General features: G+C 71.3%; 21 protein-coding genes and 1 tRNA gene. 12 read left to right on the top strand and 10 right to left on the bottom strand.

All coding sequences use genetic code 11. The annotated features are described in order from the left end of the window. Window positions 1–55: 55 nt before the first annotated feature. From JIN95_RS04130 to JIN95_RS04120, 3 genes are all read right to left on the bottom strand, one after another. Window positions 56–781, bottom strand: coding sequence for a prolyl oligopeptidase family serine peptidase (locus JIN95_RS04130; protein ID WP_200530582.1), 726 nt, complete (start codon window positions 779–781; stop codon window positions 56–58). Continuing rightward, complete coding sequence (locus tag JIN95_RS04125; protein ID WP_200530581.1) at window positions 778–1,767, bottom strand: VOC family protein; 990 nt, start codon at window positions 1,765–1,767, stop codon at window positions 778–780. The genes JIN95_RS04130 and JIN95_RS04125 overlap by 4 nt, the downstream gene beginning before the upstream one ends. A gap of 71 nt (window positions 1,768–1,838) precedes the next feature. Beyond that, a complete protein-coding gene (locus JIN95_RS04120) occupies window positions 1,839–2,204 on the bottom strand; it encodes a hypothetical protein (RefSeq protein WP_200530580.1) in 366 nt (121 codons plus the stop codon). 112 nt (window positions 2,205–2,316) lie between these two features. Here JIN95_RS04120 and nth point away from each other — a divergent pair, with 112 nt between their 5' ends. Then, complete coding sequence (gene nth / locus JIN95_RS04115; protein WP_200530579.1) at window positions 2,317–3,000, top strand: endonuclease III; 684 nt, start codon at window positions 2,317–2,319, stop codon at window positions 2,998–3,000. Window positions 3,001–3,179: 179 nt separating this feature from the next. Then, a complete protein-coding gene (locus JIN95_RS04110) occupies window positions 3,180–3,734 on the top strand; it encodes a DoxX family membrane protein (RefSeq protein ID WP_095636648.1) in 555 nt (184 codons plus the stop codon). Between the two features lie 78 nt (window positions 3,735–3,812). Here JIN95_RS04110 and JIN95_RS04105 read toward each other — a convergent pair whose 3' ends face one another. Next, window positions 3,813–4,058, bottom strand: coding sequence for a hypothetical protein (locus JIN95_RS04105; protein WP_095636647.1), 246 nt, complete (start codon window positions 4,056–4,058; stop codon window positions 3,813–3,815). Window positions 4,059–4,198: 140 nt separating this feature from the next. On the opposite strand from JIN95_RS04105, the gene JIN95_RS04100 reads away from it, so the two are divergent. The 4 genes from JIN95_RS04100 to JIN95_RS04085 all read left to right on the top strand — a co-directional run bounded on the left by JIN95_RS04100 (window position 4,199) and on the right by JIN95_RS04085 (window position 7,041). Beyond that, window positions 4,199–5,278 (top strand): glutamate--cysteine ligase, encoded by a 1,080-nt coding sequence (locus JIN95_RS04100; protein ID WP_200530578.1) that lies wholly within the window; start codon window positions 4,199–4,201, stop codon window positions 5,276–5,278. A gap of 83 nt (window positions 5,279–5,361) precedes the next feature. After that, entirely contained in the window at window positions 5,362–5,976 is a 615-nt protein-coding gene (locus tag JIN95_RS04095; protein WP_095636645.1) for a winged helix-turn-helix domain-containing protein, read from the top strand. 58 nt (window positions 5,977–6,034) lie between these two features. After that, entirely contained in the window at window positions 6,035–6,529 is a 495-nt protein-coding gene (locus JIN95_RS04090; RefSeq protein WP_095636644.1) for a phosphopantetheine adenylyltransferase, read from the top strand. Continuing rightward, window positions 6,526–7,041: a hypothetical protein gene (locus JIN95_RS04085; protein ID WP_095636643.1), complete on the top strand. Its 516-nt coding sequence runs from the start codon at window positions 6,526–6,528 to the stop codon at window positions 7,039–7,041. Before JIN95_RS04090 ends, JIN95_RS04085 begins: the two co-directional genes overlap by 4 nt. 9 nt (window positions 7,042–7,050) lie before the next feature. On the opposite strand, the gene JIN95_RS04080 is transcribed toward JIN95_RS04085, so the two are convergent. The 5 genes from JIN95_RS04080 to JIN95_RS04060 form a co-directional block, all read right to left on the bottom strand. Next, complete coding sequence (locus tag JIN95_RS04080; RefSeq protein ID WP_200530577.1) at window positions 7,051–8,505, bottom strand: FAD-dependent oxidoreductase; 1,455 nt, start codon at window positions 8,503–8,505, stop codon at window positions 7,051–7,053. A 77-nt stretch (window positions 8,506–8,582) separates the two neighbouring features. After that, window positions 8,583–9,026 carry an RNA-binding protein gene (locus JIN95_RS04075; protein ID WP_200530576.1) on the bottom strand — a complete coding sequence of 148 codons (444 nt, stop codon included), beginning with the start codon at window positions 9,024–9,026 and terminating at the stop codon, window positions 8,583–8,585. A 21-nt stretch (window positions 9,027–9,047) separates the two neighbouring features. Further along, complete coding sequence (locus JIN95_RS04070; RefSeq protein WP_095636640.1) at window positions 9,048–9,236, bottom strand: DUF1918 domain-containing protein; 189 nt, start codon at window positions 9,234–9,236, stop codon at window positions 9,048–9,050. An 89-nt stretch (window positions 9,237–9,325) separates the two neighbouring features. Next, a complete protein-coding gene (locus JIN95_RS04065; protein WP_200530575.1) occupies window positions 9,326–9,907 on the bottom strand; it encodes a hypothetical protein in 582 nt (193 codons plus the stop codon). Window positions 9,908–10,028: 121 nt separating this feature from the next. Then, complete coding sequence (locus JIN95_RS04060) at window positions 10,029–10,223, bottom strand: methytransferase partner Trm112 (protein ID WP_198951525.1); 195 nt, start codon at window positions 10,221–10,223, stop codon at window positions 10,029–10,031. Between the two features lie 145 nt (window positions 10,224–10,368). Here JIN95_RS04060 and JIN95_RS04055 point away from each other — a divergent pair, with 145 nt between their 5' ends. The 6 genes from JIN95_RS04055 (at window position 10,369) to JIN95_RS04030 (ending at window position 15,239) form a co-directional block, all read left to right on the top strand. Beyond that, on the top strand, window positions 10,369–10,647 hold the full coding sequence (locus JIN95_RS04055) for a ribonuclease P (RefSeq protein ID WP_095636638.1): 279 nt from the start codon (window positions 10,369–10,371) through the stop codon (window positions 10,645–10,647). A gap of 87 nt (window positions 10,648–10,734) precedes the next feature. Next, on the top strand, window positions 10,735–11,724 hold the full coding sequence (locus JIN95_RS04050; RefSeq protein ID WP_200530574.1) for a class I SAM-dependent methyltransferase family protein: 990 nt from the start codon (window positions 10,735–10,737) through the stop codon (window positions 11,722–11,724). Between the two features lie 572 nt (window positions 11,725–12,296). Further along, window positions 12,297–12,369, top strand: a tRNA-Thr gene (locus JIN95_RS04045). A gap of 196 nt (window positions 12,370–12,565) precedes the next feature. After that, window positions 12,566–13,588 (top strand): carbohydrate kinase family protein, encoded by a 1,023-nt coding sequence (locus JIN95_RS04040; RefSeq protein WP_200530573.1) that lies wholly within the window; start codon window positions 12,566–12,568, stop codon window positions 13,586–13,588. Window positions 13,589–13,636: 48 nt separating this feature from the next. Further along, window positions 13,637–14,881, top strand: coding sequence for an adenosylhomocysteinase (locus JIN95_RS04035; RefSeq protein ID WP_200530572.1), 1,245 nt, complete (start codon window positions 13,637–13,639; stop codon window positions 14,879–14,881). 226 nt (window positions 14,882–15,107) lie between these two features. Then, window positions 15,108–15,239: a rubrerythrin-like domain-containing protein gene (locus JIN95_RS04030; RefSeq protein WP_144049533.1), complete on the top strand. Its 132-nt coding sequence runs from the start codon at window positions 15,108–15,110 to the stop codon at window positions 15,237–15,239. Between the two features lie 12 nt (window positions 15,240–15,251). Here JIN95_RS04030 and JIN95_RS04025 read toward each other — a convergent pair whose 3' ends face one another. Further along, window positions 15,252–16,535 carry a hypothetical protein gene (locus JIN95_RS04025; RefSeq protein ID WP_200530571.1) on the bottom strand — a complete coding sequence of 428 codons (1,284 nt, stop codon included), beginning with the start codon at window positions 16,533–16,535 and terminating at the stop codon, window positions 15,252–15,254. Window positions 16,536–16,682 lie beyond the last annotated feature (147 nt).

The following is a 16,682-nucleotide window of genomic DNA, read 5'->3' as shown; positions in this document are numbered from 1 at the left end:
GGTCGTGTCGCGAACACGTTCGGCTATGCGGGTCGTTGGCTTCGCGCCGCCGTCACTAGCCGTCTGCGCGATCGTCGCCGCGCCCGTCGAGCAGCGCCGCGATCCGGTCGCCGATCCGGGCCATCGTCGCGTCAGAGAGGCCGTGGCCGTCGCCCTCGTCGATCCGGAGGTCGACCGCCGCGCCGCCCCGGCGGAACGCCGCCGCGGTCGCGCGAACGCGCTCGACCGGGACGTACGGGTCGTCTTCGCTGCTGTCGAGCGCGATCGGCGTGTCGGCGAGGTCCCGGCCGTCGCCGGCGTCGGTCGCCTCCCCTTCCGCCGCGCCGGCCACCGATCGCTCCGTCAGGTCGTCCCCGGGGAGCGCCGCGGAGACGACGAAGGCGGCCCCGTACCGCCGCGGGCGACGCCGGAGGAATTCGCTCACCACGGCGCCGCCCTGCGAGACGCCGACGAGGACGACGCGCTCAGGCGGAATCCCGATCTCGGCGGCGGCGTCGAGGGTCACGGCGACGCAGTCGACCGCCGAGGTCAGCGCCGGCTCGTTGGCGGCGACCGGCGCGTCGTGGCCGGCGGGGAACCAGTTCGAGCGGACTGCCTGCGGGGCGAGCAACGCCGCGCCCGGCCGATAGAACTCGTCCGCGAGCCGGAGTAGTCCCTCGGCCGTCCCGCCCCGACCGTGGACGAGCACGACCGCGACCGCCGCGGCCGCGGCCGGGGCGCCCCCGGTCTCCAGCGAAGCGTCAGCGTGCGGGCCCTCGACGCCCGCGAGCCGCCGGGTCATCGTACACCGGTTCGGTCGTCCCCGAACTCGAACGCGGGGAGCTGGCCCTCGATCAGCTCGCGGTCGTCCTCGAACCGGGGCGGGAGGTACAGCTCCGTCGCGTGGCCGGTCACGTCGGGGTCGGCGAGGCCGGGCGTCTGCGGCCCGTCGGGCGTCGGGGCCTCAGTCGCGAGCTCGACGAGGAGCCCGCCGGGCCCGCGCACGTACAGCGAGTGGAAGAAGTGGCGGTCCTTCACCCGGGAAACGTCGTATCCGCGGTCGCGGAACAGGTCGTGCCACTCGAGTAGGGCCTCGCGGTCGGGGACGCGCACGGCGGCGTGGTGGAGCGCGCCCGGGCCCTCGCGGAGGTACGGCGCGTCTCGGTCGAGGAGGTCGACGACGGTCGCCCGGTCGCCGGAGGCGCGGTACCGGATCCGGTCGCCGGTCTCCGCCTCGTACTCGAAGCCGAGGGTTTCGAGCACGCTCGCCGTCCCGTAGGGGTCCGCGGGGAGCGCGGTGACGCCGTACAGCCCGCGGATCGCGGCCGATTCGGGGACCGGGTCAGTGGCAGAGGCACCGCCGACCCACGGGTCGCCGTCCGCGTCGCTCTCGACCAGTTCGACGCGGGTGCCGGAGGGGTCGGCGACGGAGAGCGCGCGGTCGCCGAACCGGTCGGCCGAGGCGATCTCCTCGACCGCGACACCCCGGTCGGTCAGTCGCTCGCGCCAGAAGCCGAGCGATCCGGGCGGGACCGCGAAGGCGACGGCGGCGTACCCGGGCTTCCCGGCGCGGCCGGGGTCGCCGCGCGGGTCCGGGAAGACGGTGAAGACGGAGCCGGGCGACCCCGTCGCGTCGCCGAAGTAGAGGTGGTACTGGAGCGAGTCCTCGTAGTTGACCGTCCGCCGCAGGAGCCGGAGGCCGAGGGTCTCCGCGTAGAACGCGGCGTTCGCGCCGGGGTCGCCGACGATCCCCGTCACGTGGTGGAGGCCCGGGGTGTCCGAGAGCATGGCCGGACATGGGTCACGGCGCCGCAAACCGGTGTCGGTCGCGGTGGGGAAGGGGGTCGCCGGCGACCGCCTCAGGAGAGCAACAGCAGCCGGACGTTGCTCGCGGTGAGGTAGGTCCCGACGGCCGTCAGCAGGACCGGCGGGAAGTAGTAGAGGAGCCCGTCGCCCTCGCGGGCGCCGTGGACGCTAATCGAGAGCATGATCAGGTACACGGCGATCTTCAGGGCGACCAGCCCGCCGAGTCCGAACGCCTCGAGCGCGAACGCGACGATCGGATTCGCCTCCTGAATCGTCGGCACGTACTCCAGGAAGGCGATCGTCGAGACGATGTCGCCGACGCCGTACGTCGCCGTCGCGGCGATCCACAGCCAGTAGAACTGCTGCGGGCGCCGGCTGTACGCCGGGCGCCGTCGCCGTCGATCGCGGGACCGGGACACGCCCCGACGTGTCGGGGAGGCGACGTGAATCTGCCGGTTTCGGGTCCGGGCACACGCGACGGGTGCGTACCGCTTCCGGATCGTTCAATGGCGCCCGCGCGGAGGCGTCTGTATGGGAACGCCACTGGAGCCGCGGGAGGAGCAGGTCGAGGAGGTCCTCGACCGGCTCTACGAGGAGTACCCCGATTCGACCATCTCGCTGAACTACTCGAACCGGCTGGAGCTGCTCATCGCCGTGATCCTCTCCGCGCAGTGTACGGACGAGCGCGTGAACAAGGTGTGCGCCGACCTCTTCGAGACGTACCGGACGCCCGAGGAGTACGCGAACGCGCCCCAAGAGGAGCTCGCGGAGGCGATCAACTCGATCACCTACTACAACAACAAGGCGAAGTACATCCGGTCGGCCTGCGCCGACATCGCCGAGAAACACGACGGCGAGGTGCCCGACACGATGTCGGAGCTGACGGACCTGGCGGGCGTCGGCCGCAAGACCGCCAACGTCGTGCTCCAGCACGGCCACGACGTGGTGGAGGGGATCGTCGTCGACACCCACGTCCAGCGGCTCACTCGGCGGCTCGCGATCACGGAGGAGGAGGGCCCGCCGAAGATCGAACAGGACCTCCTCGACGTGGTCCCCGAGGCGGACTGGCAGCAGTTCACGCATCTCATGATCGACCACGGCCGCGCGACGTGTACCGCGATCAACCCGGACTGCGGCGACTGCGTGCTCGCGGACGTGTGTCCCTCCGAGAAGGGCGACGGCGACGTGGACCTGGCGAGCGGCGAGGCGTGGTGAACCGGGACGACGCGGCGCTGGCGAGCGGCGAGTCGCCGTGAATCCGAGGAACGTGTTCGGGGGCGATTACTTAAAGACCCAACCGATCGGGGGAGATCGCCGATCCGTTCCCTCCGAGAGGGAACTCGCTTCCGGGTTTATTCATACGGTCGTCGTATCCGTAAGTGAGGAGAGACACAATGTCCACGAAAACCACAAACGAGTTCGGCGGAGAGTTCGGCGGCGTCACGCTCCTGGGGAAGGCGCACTCGCTGTCGGCGCTGTTCATCGTCCTGCTTCGGGCGACGATCGGCGGGATGATCCTGTTCGCCGGCCTCGGGAAGGTCTCGGAGTGGCCGTTCGACGCCGCGGGGTACCTCGCGAACGTCGATCCCGCGAGCCCGGTCAGCGGGCTGTACGCCGCGATGGCGTCGAGCCCGGCGCTGATGGAGATCGTCAACGTCGTCGTCCCGGTCACCCAGCTGCTCATCGGCGCGGCGCTCATCGCCGGGGCGTTCGTCCGGCTGGCGGCGCTCGGCGGCGCGATGCAGATGACGCTGTTCTACCTCGGCGGGTGGAGCGGCGAGGCGCTCGCGCTGTTCGACTCGACGCTGGTGTACGCGATCGTGTTCCTCACGGTCGCCGCGTTCGGTGCGGGCCGCGTCCTCGGCCTCGACGCCTACATCGAGCGGTTCGAGGTCGGCGGGCAGGCGCTCGTCGAGAAGTTCCCCAAGCTGCGGTACGTCCTCGGCTGAACGAGGGTGGTATCGGTCGGGGTAATCGGTCGGGGAGAAGCGGGCGCGTGAACGCGCGCCGCCGACTCGTTTTCGATCTCACGACACCGGTTCGACGCGGTCGCCCCGAACCGTGACGTAGATGAGAATCCCGAGCAGGCCGGGGACCAGCCCCGCCAGGAAGAGCAGCGCGACGCCGACGCCCCACTGCCACGCCCAGTCGCTCCCGCGGGACTTCGCGTCTCGGTAGACCCACCGACCGACCAGCCCGAAGACGACGAGCAGAATCAGGAGGAGTATCAGCAGTTCGGGACCGCCGGGGACCTGTAACGGAACGGGGGACATGGGTCACCGTTCTCTCTGAACGTGATAAGATTTTCTCAGTAGCCGACGGCGTCGCCGCGGCGCGGCTCGCCGAGGTCGACACCGGCGCTCCGTTTCGGGTTCCAATCCATATAAGACCGCGCGGCCGGTACGGAGCGGTAATGGAACTCGGTTCGCGGGACGCGTTCGCCCGGATGGGCACGCTCGGCATCGAAGAGGAGTTCTACATCGTCGATGCCGACGGCCGCCCGACCTCGGGGACCGACGATCTCGTCTACGGCCGCGACCCCCCGGCGGCGGTCCCGGAGGGGTTCGACCACGAGCTGTTCAAGTGTACGATCGAGGCGCAGACCGAGCTGATCGAGGACCCGTCGAACGCGGCCGACGCCCTTTCGACGGTGCGGGAGGCGCTCGTCGACCACGCCGCCGCCGACGGCTACCGGATCGCGGCCGCGGGCCTCCACCCGGCCGCGAAGTGGCGCGAGCTCGATCACGCCGAGAAGCCGCGGTACCGGGCGCAGTTAGACCGGATCCAGTACCCGCAACACCGCAACACGACCGCGGGGCTCCACGTCCACGTCGGCGTCGACGACGCGGACAAGGCCGTCTGGATCGCGAACCGACTCCGGTGGCACTGCCCGGTCATGCTCGCGCTCTCGGCGAACTCCCCGTTCTGGAACGGCTTCGACACCGGGCTCGCGTCGGCCCGCGCGAAGATCTTCGAGAACCTCCCGAACACCGGCGTCCCGTCGGCGTTCGACGACTTCGACGCCTTCAACGCTTTCGAGCGCCGGATGGTGGAGACGGACTCCATCTCCGACCGCGGCGAGCTCTGGTTCGACGTGCGCCCCCACACCGGCCACGGCACGGTCGAGGTGCGCGCGCCCGACGCCCAGCGCGACCCGGCGGTCACTCTCGCGCTGGTCGAGTACGTCCACGCCCTCGTCGTCGACTACGCCGAGCGCTACGCGGACGGCGAGTCCCCACCGACCCTCCGCCGGGAGCTGTTGGACGAGAACAAGTGGCGGGCGATCCGCCACGGCCACGACGCCTCCTTCATCGCCCGCGACGGCGAGGGGACGGTCTCGCTCGGCGAGGTCGTCGCCGACGAGTGCGACCGCCTCGGAATCGACGGGATCCGGGACGTGTACGACGCAGAGAGCGGGACGCAGCGCCAGCGCCGGCTCCGCGAGGAGGACGGCTTCGACGCGCTCTGTGCGGACCTCGTGTTGTCGCCGTAGGCGGGACGAATCGCTGGGGCCCCGTTCCGTCGGAACCGAAACGACGAGAAACCCTTTTGGGCGCGCGGACCCCAGTTTCCGGTATGACTACCGACGATCACGTCGACGGGGCGGACGACGACGCCGCTGACGAGTCGCCCACCGAGCGGACCCGCGAGGAGCTCCGGAAGACGAAGGAACGCCTCGGCGAGGGCGCGGACAAGGCCGTCAAGGGGTTCGACGACAACGTCGTCGACCTCCTGTCGTGGCTGCTCGACACGGAGACCCGCGCGCGGATCTACGTCTACCTCCGCGACAACCCGAACAGCACCAGCGACGAGGTCGCCGACGGCACCGGGCTCTACCCGAGCACGGTCCGCGAGGCGCTCGCGGAGCTCCACGACGAGGGCACCGTCGAGCGCGACAAGCGGGAGGCGAGCGGCGCGGGCAACAATCCTTACGAGTACGAGGCGATCGCGCCGAGCGAGCTGGTACAGGGCGTCGTCGGCGACGTGCAGCGGGAGCTCAACGCCGTGTTCAACCTCGACCGGCGGCTCGGGGGTGAGTCCCCCGACGGCGACGCGGAGCCGGTCCAGATCTCGGTGGACGGGGAGGGTGAGGGGAGCGAAACCGACGACGGGAACGAAGGCGCCGAGCGAGACGGCGAAGCCGACGAGGACGGGGAAGGCGACCGGAACGACGAAGCCGACGACCGATAGGTCGCGGGAGCGCTCCCGCTTCGAGACGTTTTAAGTTCCGTCCGCGCAACGGTCGTGCATGAACGTCGCGCTGGGTGGCACGTTCGATCCCGTTCACGACGGCCACCGGAAGCTGTTCGAACGGGCGTTCGAGCTGGGTGACGTGACCGTCGGGCTCACGTCGGACGAGCTCGCGCCGAAGACCCGACACGTCGAGCGGTACGTCCGCCCGTACGACCGCCGAAAGCGCGACCTCGAGGCCGAGCTGTCCGACCTCGCCGACGAGCACGGCCGCGAGTACGAGATCCGCGAGCTGACCGACCCGACCGGCATCGCCGTCGAACCAGAGTTCGACGCGCTGATCGTCTCCCCGGAGACGAAGGGGGGAGGGAGGCGGATCAACGAGATCCGGCGCGAGCGCGGTCACGACCCCCTCGAGCTCGTCGTGGTCGACCACGTGGAGGCCGAGGACGGCGAGCGCATCTCCTCGACCCGGATTGTCGCCGGCGAAATCGACGAACACGGGAACCTGACCCCGAGCCGAGAGGGCCGGGGCGCGACTCGCCCGGAATGACGGGGAGAGACCGCGGCGACGACGGGCGCCCCGCCGCCCTCGCTCGCGTCGCCCTCGGCGAGACCGGGTTCGAGCGCGCGGCGGTCTGGAGCGCGGTCGGCTTCGCGGTCTCGTACGCCGCCTTCGACGCCGCCTCGATCGCTGTCGACGCCGCGGCCTCGCTGGGAGCGACGGGGATTCCGCAGGACCTCGCGGCTCCCGTCGCCGGGGCCCTCGCGGTCCTGACCGCGGTCGGCGTCGTCGCCTTCGCCGCGGTCGGCGGGGGCGCGCTCCCGGCGGTCCTCCTCGCGTACGGTCCCTTCGCGGCGGTCCTTCTGCGTACGGCCGGCCCGGAACCGTACTCGGTCCCGCTTTCCGATCCCGTCCCCTTCCTCGTCGCGGTGGCCGAACCGCTCGGCGTCGCCCTCGCCGCGGCGGTCGCCGTCGGCGTCGCCGGCTACGCGATCGGACGCGTCGTCGCCGGCGTCGGCGGCGGGAACGATGACGGAGCCGGCGCGGAAGCGACCGAGTAGCCGAGCGACTCAGTCCCCGTCGAGCGTCCCGTTGAGCACCTTCGCCGCGACGAGGATCGGGTCCCACACCGGCGAGAACGGCGGCGCGTACGCGAGGTCCAGCCGCTCGACCTCCGGGACGGTCATGTCCGCCTCCAGCGCGGTCGCGAGCGTGTCGATCCGCACGGCTGCGCGGTCGGGGCCGACGATGCTCCCGCCGACGAGCCGGCCCGTGTCGCGGTCGGCGACGAGCGTCACGTCGGTCTCGGCCGCGCCGGGGTAATAGCCGGACCGGGAGCCGGCAGTCACCGTCTCGCGGACCGGGTCGAATCCGGCCTCTCTGGCCGCTTCATCGTCGATCAGTCCGACCCGAGCGGCCTCCATGTCGAACGCCTTCACGGCCGCGGTGCCCGCGATCTCGCCCACGGGAGAGGGGTCGCCGGCGACCGTGGCGCCGATCGCCCGCCCCGCCCGGTTGGCGGTGAGCCCGAGCGGCATCCACGCCTCCTCGCCGGTGACTGCGTGGGTCGCGGTCGCGCAGTCGCCCGCGGCGTACACGTCCGGGAGGCTCGTCCGGCCGTACTCGTCCGTGCGGATCGCGCCGCCCTCGCCCGTCTCGACGCCGGTCCCGTCGAGGAGCTCGGTGTTCGGTCGGATCCCGACGCCGACGACCGCGAGATCGACGGGAAGCGTCTCGGAGCCGGCTCCGCCTCCGGCGGCGGCGTCGAACGCGATCCCCTCGATACGGTCGTCGCCGACCAGCCCCTCGACGGGGGCGTTCGTGCGGACCGTCACGCCCTCCGCCTCCAGTTCGTCCGCCACACGCTCGCCGACGGCCTCGCCGAAGTCCGGGAGGAGATGCCCGGAGCGGTGGAACAGGTGCACGTCGAGGCCGCGCCCTCTGAGCGCCTCGGCCATCTCGACGCCGACGTAGCCCCCGCCGACGATCGCGGCCGTCTCTGGCGCCGGCATCGCGGCGTTGCGCTCGACGCGCTCGCGGTCGACAGCGCTCACGTCGGCGCGGTCGGGGTCGTAGGCGTCCGGCTCGGCGACGTACGCGTCGATCGCGGCCGCGGCGTCCATGTCGTGGAGCGTGAACGCGCCGTCGAGGCCGCGCACGTCGAAGGGGCCGGTCGAGGCGCGGCCGCCCGTGGCGACGAGCAGGTCGTCGTAGGACTGCTCGACCGAGTCGCCCGCGGCGGTCTCGACGGCGACGGTCTTCGCATCCGGATTGACGCCGACGACCTCGTGTCCGCGTCGGAGGTCGATCCCGCGCTCGGCGACCTCGCTCGGCGACAGCGAGAGGAGGTCCGACATGCGCTCGACGCGTCCCTCGACGAAGTACGGCATCCCGCAGAAGGCGTACGAGATCCAACGTCCCTTCTCGAAGACGACGACCTCGCGGTCTGGGGCCTCGCGGCGGAACTTGCTGGCCGCGCTCAGTCCGGCCGCGTCCGCACCGACGACGACGAACGGGTCGCTCATGGGCGGGTCGACGGCGGGAACCGGTAAAAAGCCACGCCGGGGGTGCGACGCGTGTGCGTCGACGGAAGGCCGGCCGGCTACGCCTCGCCGTCGTCGCGCAGCCGCGAGAGCGTCTCTCGGGCGTTCTCGACGGCGGCCTCCTTCTTCGCGGGGTACGCCTCGACCTTCGCGCGGACGGTGATCCCGGGGCCGAGCCGGACCTCGCCGCGGAACGCCGCCTGCTTGTCCACGCGGAGGAACAGCGCGCAGTTGTCGTCGACCCGCTGGTCGAGCTCGTCGATCACGCGGTCGACCTCGTCGAGCCCGGAGAGCCGGTCGAGGACGTGGCGCATCCCGTCGGCGTTCTCGATCCGGGCCGAGAGCACGACGATCCGGTCGCCGTGGTGGCCGACGTTCTCGACGCGGTCCAGCTCGGCGTCCTCGGGGAGGAACGTCCGGAGGGCGTCCGCGACCCGCTTCTCGTCCTCGGTGGCGTACGCGAACGCCCGGAGGTCGACGTAGTGGAAGGGGACTTTGGCCATGCGGGTCGGGAGAAGGGTCGGTTACTCCTCGCTCTCGACGGCGTCGAGGGCGTCCTCGGGGACGCCGGTCTCCTGGCCCTCCTCGAAGCTGACCGTGTAGGTCGCGTCGCCGAACATCGTCTCCATCACCTGCGTGATCGTGCCCGTCTCGCCGTCGTACTCGCTGTGCTTGTCGTGGAGCACGACCTCGTCTTCCTTCTCGAAGCTCATGCGCCCACCTTCCGCTGGCACGCTTAAAAGCGCCCGGATTCGCGGCGATCGACGGCGGGAGCGACGCCGCCGCCCTCCCCCCGACGCTCTCACCACACCGCCAGGAGCGCCGCCCCGAGCGACACTGCCAGGACGGCGACGACGGCGGCCGTGACGACCGCGCTGTCGAGCGCGAGCGCGACGGAGACCCCGGCGGCGAGCGCGAGGAACGCGGCGATCGCTCCGGGCACGCCGCCGCGCTCGATCAGCCGGTCGACCGCGTTCGCCGCGCGCTGGGACGGCGGGAGCTCCGGCGGACGCTCCGGCGGCTTCGCGAGCGCCTCGTCGACGGCGACCTCGTCGGGACCGGTGTCCTCGCGCGGCTCGATCCGGAGATCGACGTACCGCGTCTCCGAGCCGTAGCCGGTGACGATCTTCAGCTTTCCGCGGACCGGTTCCGCCACGTCGCCGACGGAGACGTGAACGTGTCTCGTGGACTCGTCGTCGACGAAGTGGTTCGTCTCGTCGACCGACGCGACCCGGTCCAGATCGTCGTCGAAGTGCAGGTGGACGTGCGTGGAACGGCCCGCGTTCTCGAGCGAGACCGCGAACGGACCGGTCGTCTCGAACCGGGCGGGCGCCCGGATCGAGTGAACTGCGTCCCCGTTCAGTTCGACGGAAAGTGTCGACACGTTGGGGTTGACGCACTCGCACTAAAAAAAGATGCAGTACGGATACGGGGGCGACCGAGACGGGGGCGACCGAGACGGGGGCGACCGAGACGGGGGCGACCGAGACGGGCGCCGTCGGATCCTACGCCGTCGCCTCCTCGCGCATGTCGGGCGGGAGGAGGTTCGGGATGCCGTCCTCGATCGGGTAGGTCTCGCCGCACTCGGTACACGTGAGCGTCCCCGCGAGGATCTCCTCGTCGTCCCGCTCGTCGACGTCGAGGTCCAGGTCGGCCTTGTCGAGCGGACAGCAGACGACGTCCATCAGGGATTCCTTCATGGCGCGTCGTTCGCGCGGACCGCTAAAAAAGCGTGCGGGTTGGCGGACGCGGAGCGCCCGCGACTCCCGCGAGCCGGTCCGGACGGCGATCCGTGCGCCACCCTCGATGACAACGACTTTGCCGGTCCGTCACCCCCGGCGTGGTATGGGGATCCCGTCGGAACGGATCGACCGGCTGTTCGCGCTCGCCCGCGAGGCCGTCGTCGACGACGAGTACGACCGCGCGCGGGAGTACGTCGCGCTCGCGCGCCGGATCGCGGAGCGGAACCGCTGTGGCGTCCCCGCCGAGTTCTCCCGGAAGACCTGCGACGACTGCGGCGTCTACCTCCGCCCCGGGAAGACGAGCCGCGTCCGGCTCCGCCCCGGACGGGTGGTCGTCCGCTGCCGCGAGTGCGGGTCGACCGCGCGGTACCCGTTCGACTGAGGTCGCCGCGGTCCCCGCTCGGTGCCCGCCCGGGGCTCGCACCGCCGAAGCGTCAGCGTTTATGGCTCGCCCCGCGTTCTCGCGACAATGAGCGTCCCCTGCGTCGCGGTCGAGCGCGAGCGCGGCGAGGCGGTCCGGAAGCGGCTCGCCGACGCCGACGCCCTCGACGGCGACCACGAGATCGCGGTCGACGGCGACACGATCTACATCCCGGTCGCGGCCCCCGAGGCGGTCCCCGACGACCTCGCGGCGGCGATCGTCGAGCGCGACGCCGCCGAGCGCGACCGCCCGCTGACCCCCGCCGCGATCCTCGGCTACGAGCCCTCGCTGGAGCGGCTCGGCGACATCGTCATCGTCGACGAGGACGACGACGAGCGCGCCCGCGAGATCGCCGAGGCGGTGATGGCCTCCGACGTGCCCTGCGAGACGGTGCTCAACCGCGCGTCCCCGATCGAGGGCGAGCTGCGCGTCCGGCGCTGGGACGTGCTGGCGGGGAACGGCACCGAGACGGTCCACCGCGAGTACGGCCACGAGTTCCTGTTGGACGTGGCCGAGGTGTACTTCTCCCCGCGGCTCGCCACCGAGCGCCACCGCGTGGTCGAGCAGGTCGAGTCCGGAGAGACCGCGATCGACATGTTCGCCGGCGTCGGACCCTACGCCGTCCCATTGGCGTCCCGCGGCGCCGACGTGGTCGCCTGCGACCTCAACGAGCGCGCGGTGGAGTACCTCCGGGAGAACGCCGAGCGCAACGGGGTCGCCGACCGCGTGACCGCGATCGCCGGCGACGTGCGGGAGATCGCCGACGAGTACGCCGGGACCGCCGACCGGCTCGTGATGAACCTCCCGCACTCCGCCGGCGAGTTCCTCGACACCGCCGTCCGGCTGGCGGGCGACGACTGCACGATCCACTACTACGACATCCAACACGAGGACGACCCGTTCGGTCCGGGAACCCGGGCGATCCGCGCGGCCGCCGGCGACGCGTACGACGTGACCGTCGAGACCGAGCGCGTCGTCCGGTCGTACGCGCCACACGAGTACAACGTCTGCCTGGACGTTCGGCTCTCGCGGGAGTGAGGTCGCTTCGGGCGGTCGCGACGCTTTTCGCCGAGAATCGTCGGACAGCGTGAGTGCCGTCCCGCCCGGAGAACGCCGGCGGGCCGGGACGGCGCGGGCCCGTCACATGACAAGAGTCCACGGCCGCGAGACCGTCGGGGCCAGAGGCGATTTCGCGCTTGGCACGTCGGAGACGTGGGTCACACGCCGGCCGTATCGGATCGCTGATAGGGGTGACAGCCGCGCCGGGTCGCGGTGGGGGTCGCGACCGGCGAGACGAGCGACGCCCGGTACGGGCTCCGACCGGGCAGGCACCGTCGGGGGAGTCGATCCCCGCCATCATGGCACACGATCGGTGCGATCACATCCCAATCGAAGTTCGAGCACCTATATATGCTTTTTCCTTATATTCCTGTGACGATCGCTCAGACTACACATCGATCCAGACGATCTTAGATATATTTCGAAACAGACCCGCACAATCGAAAGACGACGATCGAGGGAACGGACCCGCCGATGTCGCGTGATCTCGCGGCCCGCGGCGTCGCCGTTTCGGAACCCTTATTTTTCCGTTCGGGAATGGTAAGATGCGCGCCGGAGTAGCTCAGCTGGCAGAGCGATTCCTTCGTAAGGAATAGGTCGAGGGTTCAAATCCCTCCTCCGGCTCTTCTGAGGTAACACCGTCGAGTCGAAGAGCTGCGGGAGGGATTTGAACCAGGGAACGAAGCGGAACGACCGTGGTTCACAATCGCCTCCTCCGGCTCTGCTGTCGAACTTCGCGACGCGGAGAGCCGCGATGCCGATCGCGACCGATCCGTGACCCGGATTTACGGGCGCGGAGCCTCGTGGGTCCAGACGACCGATGCAGTACGACGCCCTTCGCTCCCGGCTCGACGGGACGCTCGACTACCGCGACGTGATCGCTCTCCCGGACGGGAGCGTCGACCGGTACTACGGCGTCACGGACGCCACGGGCGAGCGAATCGCGACGCGCTCCGCGTTCGTCGACCTGATCTCGGCCGACGGGGCCAGGTCGCTGCAGCTGACTCCGGAAGCCGTCCGACCGGGCGGACAGGCGGTGAACGCGGCGCGACAGGTGTCGGCCCTCGGGCCCCGCGTCACGCTGTACGGCCACCTCGACGATCCCGCCCTCGACGGGTTCTCCTTCCCGACGGTCTCGATGGGGTCCCCGGCGACGGTCCACGTCCTCTCGTTCGACGAGCGGGACCTGATGCTCTCCGTCGAGTCCGACGACATCCGTGAGTGGCGCGTCGAGGACCTCTTCGCGGCGGTTCCCGCACCCCCCGACGAGTGGCTCTCCGACGAGGTGGTCGTGCTGCAGAACTGGGTCGGGGTCGCCGGGATGACGGACGCCCTCCGAGCCCTCGCCGAGGTCGATCTCGGGAAGGCGACGGTCGTCTTCGACCCGGGCGACGTCACCGCGTCCGCCGACGAGCCGCTCCGGGCGCTCTGCCGGGCGCTCGGCGCGCTCGCCGACGGGTGCGAGGTCGTCCTGTCGGCGAACGACGGGGAGCTCGGCCGCCTCGCGGACGCCGTCGGCGTCGACGCGACGGGCGTGGGTCGGGAGCCGGAGCTCCGGGAGGTGCTCGGCGTCGACGCGGTGGTCCTCCACGACGAGCGCCGCGCCGCGGCCGCGACCGGCGAGATGACGACGGTCGAGAACTTCGACGCCGAGCGCGTGACCCGGCGCACGGGCGCGGGCGACCGGTTCGACGGCGCGCTCGCGACCGGGCTGGCGGCGGGCCTCCCGTGGGGCGAGTGCCTCGCGCTCGGCAACGCGTGCGCGACGCACTTCGTCGAACGGGGGGAGACGGCGACGCGGCGGGACGTGCGGTCGCTGCTCGCGCGGCGCGGCGATCGGTGAGGTCCGGGTCGCCCGGAGCTATTTACGCGGGCGGTCGGGGATCACCGTATGGTCGAGCGCCACCACGCCGAGGACCCGCTGGCCCGCCTCCGCGACCGGACGCCCGTCCTCCGGACGCTGGCCGAGGCGGGCGCGGAGGACCTGCCGTTCGAGGGGACAACGGTTGCGGTCTCGTCGCACCTCGAACCGAAGACGGGGATCTTCATCGAAACCCTGCGCGACGCCGGGGCGGAGGTCCTCTGTACGGCGAACGACCCCGGGAGCGTCCACGGCGACGTCGTCGCTCACCTCGACGCGGAGCCGGGGATCACCGCGTTCGCCGAGCCGGGGATGAGCGAGGCCGACCTCGACCGGGCCCACGTCGAGCTGCTGGACCGAGGGCCGGACGTGCTCGCGACCGACGGCGCGGAGCTGCTCGCCAAGCTGTACGCCGAGCCGGAGCTGTCGACCGACGGGGTGATCGGGTGTACCGAACAGACGACCTCGGGCGTGTCGCGGGCGCGGGCGATGGCGGCCGACGGCGTCCTCGATGTCCCCGTGTTCGCGGTCAACCACACGCCGATGAAACACTGGTTCGACAACGTCCACGGGACCGGCGAGAGCGCGCTGACGAACGTGATGATCTCGACCAACACGATCCTCTCCGGTCGCACGGTCGTCGTCGCGGGGTACGGGTACGTGGGCCGGGGCGTCGCCACGAAGGCGCGCGCGATCGGGGCCGACACGGTCGTCACGGAGGTCGACCCGCGGAAGGCGATCAGGGCCCACATGGACGGCCACCGCGTGCTGCCGATGGACGAGGCCGCCGAGGTCGGCGAGCTGTTCGTCACCGCGACGGGGAACTGCCGCGTGCTCCGCGGGCGACACTTCGAGCGGCTGCGCGACGGGGCGACCCTGTGTAACGTCGGCCACCGCGACGTCGAGATCGCCGTCCCGGAGCTCGCGGAGACGGCGGCCGAGGTCGCGGAGCTCGAGGAGGGGATCACTCGGTACACGCTGCCGGACGGCCGGGAGATCGACGTGCTGGCCGAGGGGAAGCTGGTGAACCTGACCGGACCGTACAGTCAGGGACACCCCGCCGCGGTGATGGACTCGACGTTCGGAGCGATGTTCCTCGCGGCCCGCGAACTGGCGGTCAGCGCCGAGCGCGATCCGGGTGTCCACCAGCTCCCCGAGCGGCTCGACAAGGACATCGCGCGGCTGAAACTCGACGCGCTCGGCGTGGAGATCGATTCCCTCACCGACCTGCAGCAGCGGTACCGCGACGCGTGGCGGCGCGACGACATCGTGTAGCTCCGGCGTCGGACGGGAACGGGATCGGTGACCGCACGGCAGCGACTGGAACCGCGCGAGCGGAGCGATCGCCGGGAGGCTCTCGCTCCCCGACCCCCCATCGATCCCCAATGTCCCTCCCACCCCCTCGAACCGATCGTTCGTTCACGGGACGCCGGAGACTCGATAATACACTGTAAAGAATATTAGGGCTGTAGCTATCACTCTTGCTAACGTTTCACAGTATATGCGCCCAGAAACGGAGACCGACGCGCAAGAACTGTACGAGTGTTTTGAATGCGGCGCGCGCGCCGAGTCGGGCGGTACCTGCGAGTGCGGCGGCGAACTCCGACACCTCGGGCGGTCGAGGGACCTGTAGCGAGCGCGGGGCTCAGGCCCCGTCGTCGTCCTTGCCCGTCCCGTCGCTGTCGCCCGTCTCCCCCGAATCGTCGTCGCCCGTCTCGCCGCTGTCCGTCGTCGCGTCGTAGTCCGGCAGCGAGAGGACGTTCTCGCGGCCGAGCCGGAACCCGTCGAGGTCATCCTCGTCGCGGAGCCCCGTCACGACCTGGCTCGTCTTGGCGGCGGTCCAGTCGAGCTCCTCGGCGACCTGCTTCTGTTTCATGCGGCCGCCGTTGGCCTCGATCAGCCGGAGCACCTGCTCTTCGTTGCTCAACAGGTCGTCGTCGATCGGCGGCGCCGAGTCGGGACCCTCCTCGGCGTCGCCGGCGTCACCGCCGTCACCGCCGTCTTCGGTCTCGTCCGCGTCGCTCTCGGAGGCGTCGTCGGAGCCGGCGGCACCGTCGTCCCCGTCGTCCGCGCTGGCCGCGGCCGCCGCTGAGGACGCGGTCGCCGCCCCCTCCGAGGCCGCCGCGTCGCCGGTGTCGGCCGCCGACCCGTCTCCGGTCGCGGCCGGTTCCTCCGAGCGCCGGCCGGCGCCCGAACGGTCCCACGGCCGGCGGCGGTAGCCGACCACCGCGACGACTGCCACGAGCAGTCCGAGCGCGACGAACAGGAGCGGCCCGGCGGAGCGCCCCTCCGGCTCGATCGTCACGCGCGGCTCGCCCTCGGTGAAGTCGACCGGCCCCTGCCAGACGACCGCGCTGTCGCGGGTCTCGGTCGGCGACGGGGACGCGTCGCCGAGCCGGTAGCCGTCGCCCCACGAGACGATGAGCGCCGATGCGTCGTCGAGGAACAGCGCGTCGATCGCGTCCCCGACGACGAGCCGGTCGCCGTCGACGGCCGCGAAGTTGCGCCACTCGAACCGGTAGGTGAGGACGCCGTACGACTGCGGGAGCTCCCGCCGCTCGGCGGTCACCGTGACGTTCGTGACGGTCATCTCGCGGCCCGTCGCGTTCTCGGCGGCGTCGGCCGTCGCGCGCATGCGTTCGCCGAACCGGGACGTGTACGCGTCCGGGTCCGACTCCACGTCCGCGCGGAGGTCCTCGAACGCCTGCTCCTCGTCGTCGTTCGCGAGGCGGACGCGGTACTGCGTCTCCCAGACCGCGTCGCCCTCGGCGTCGACGGAGACCTCGATCAGGACGTCGTCCGGTTCGACGTCCATCTGGTCGAAGCCGCCGGGCGGAACACCGCCACCGCTCTGCGCGGCACCGATCGACGCGAGGCCGACGCTGGCGACCGCGGCGACGACGACCAGAAGGAGTACCCTTCGCTGCACGGACGGACTGTTACGAGGCTGCGGTAAATCGCTTCCCATCTCACGAGGGGGGACGGGCCGCGCTCGGACCCCGAGGCGGACCGGCCGTCCTCAACCCCCTGGCCGCCAGCACCCGAGCGCCGTTCCGGCCGCTCGCGGTCGTCCCGT

This window comes from Halorubrum sp. LN27 (genome assembly GCF_016635065.1).
Taxonomy (GTDB): Archaea; Halobacteriota; Halobacteria; order Halobacteriales; family Haloferacaceae; genus Halorubrum; species Halorubrum salipaludis.
The sequence above is the reverse complement of the archived record's forward strand: the minus strand, read 5'-3'. Positions and strand labels throughout refer to the sequence as shown.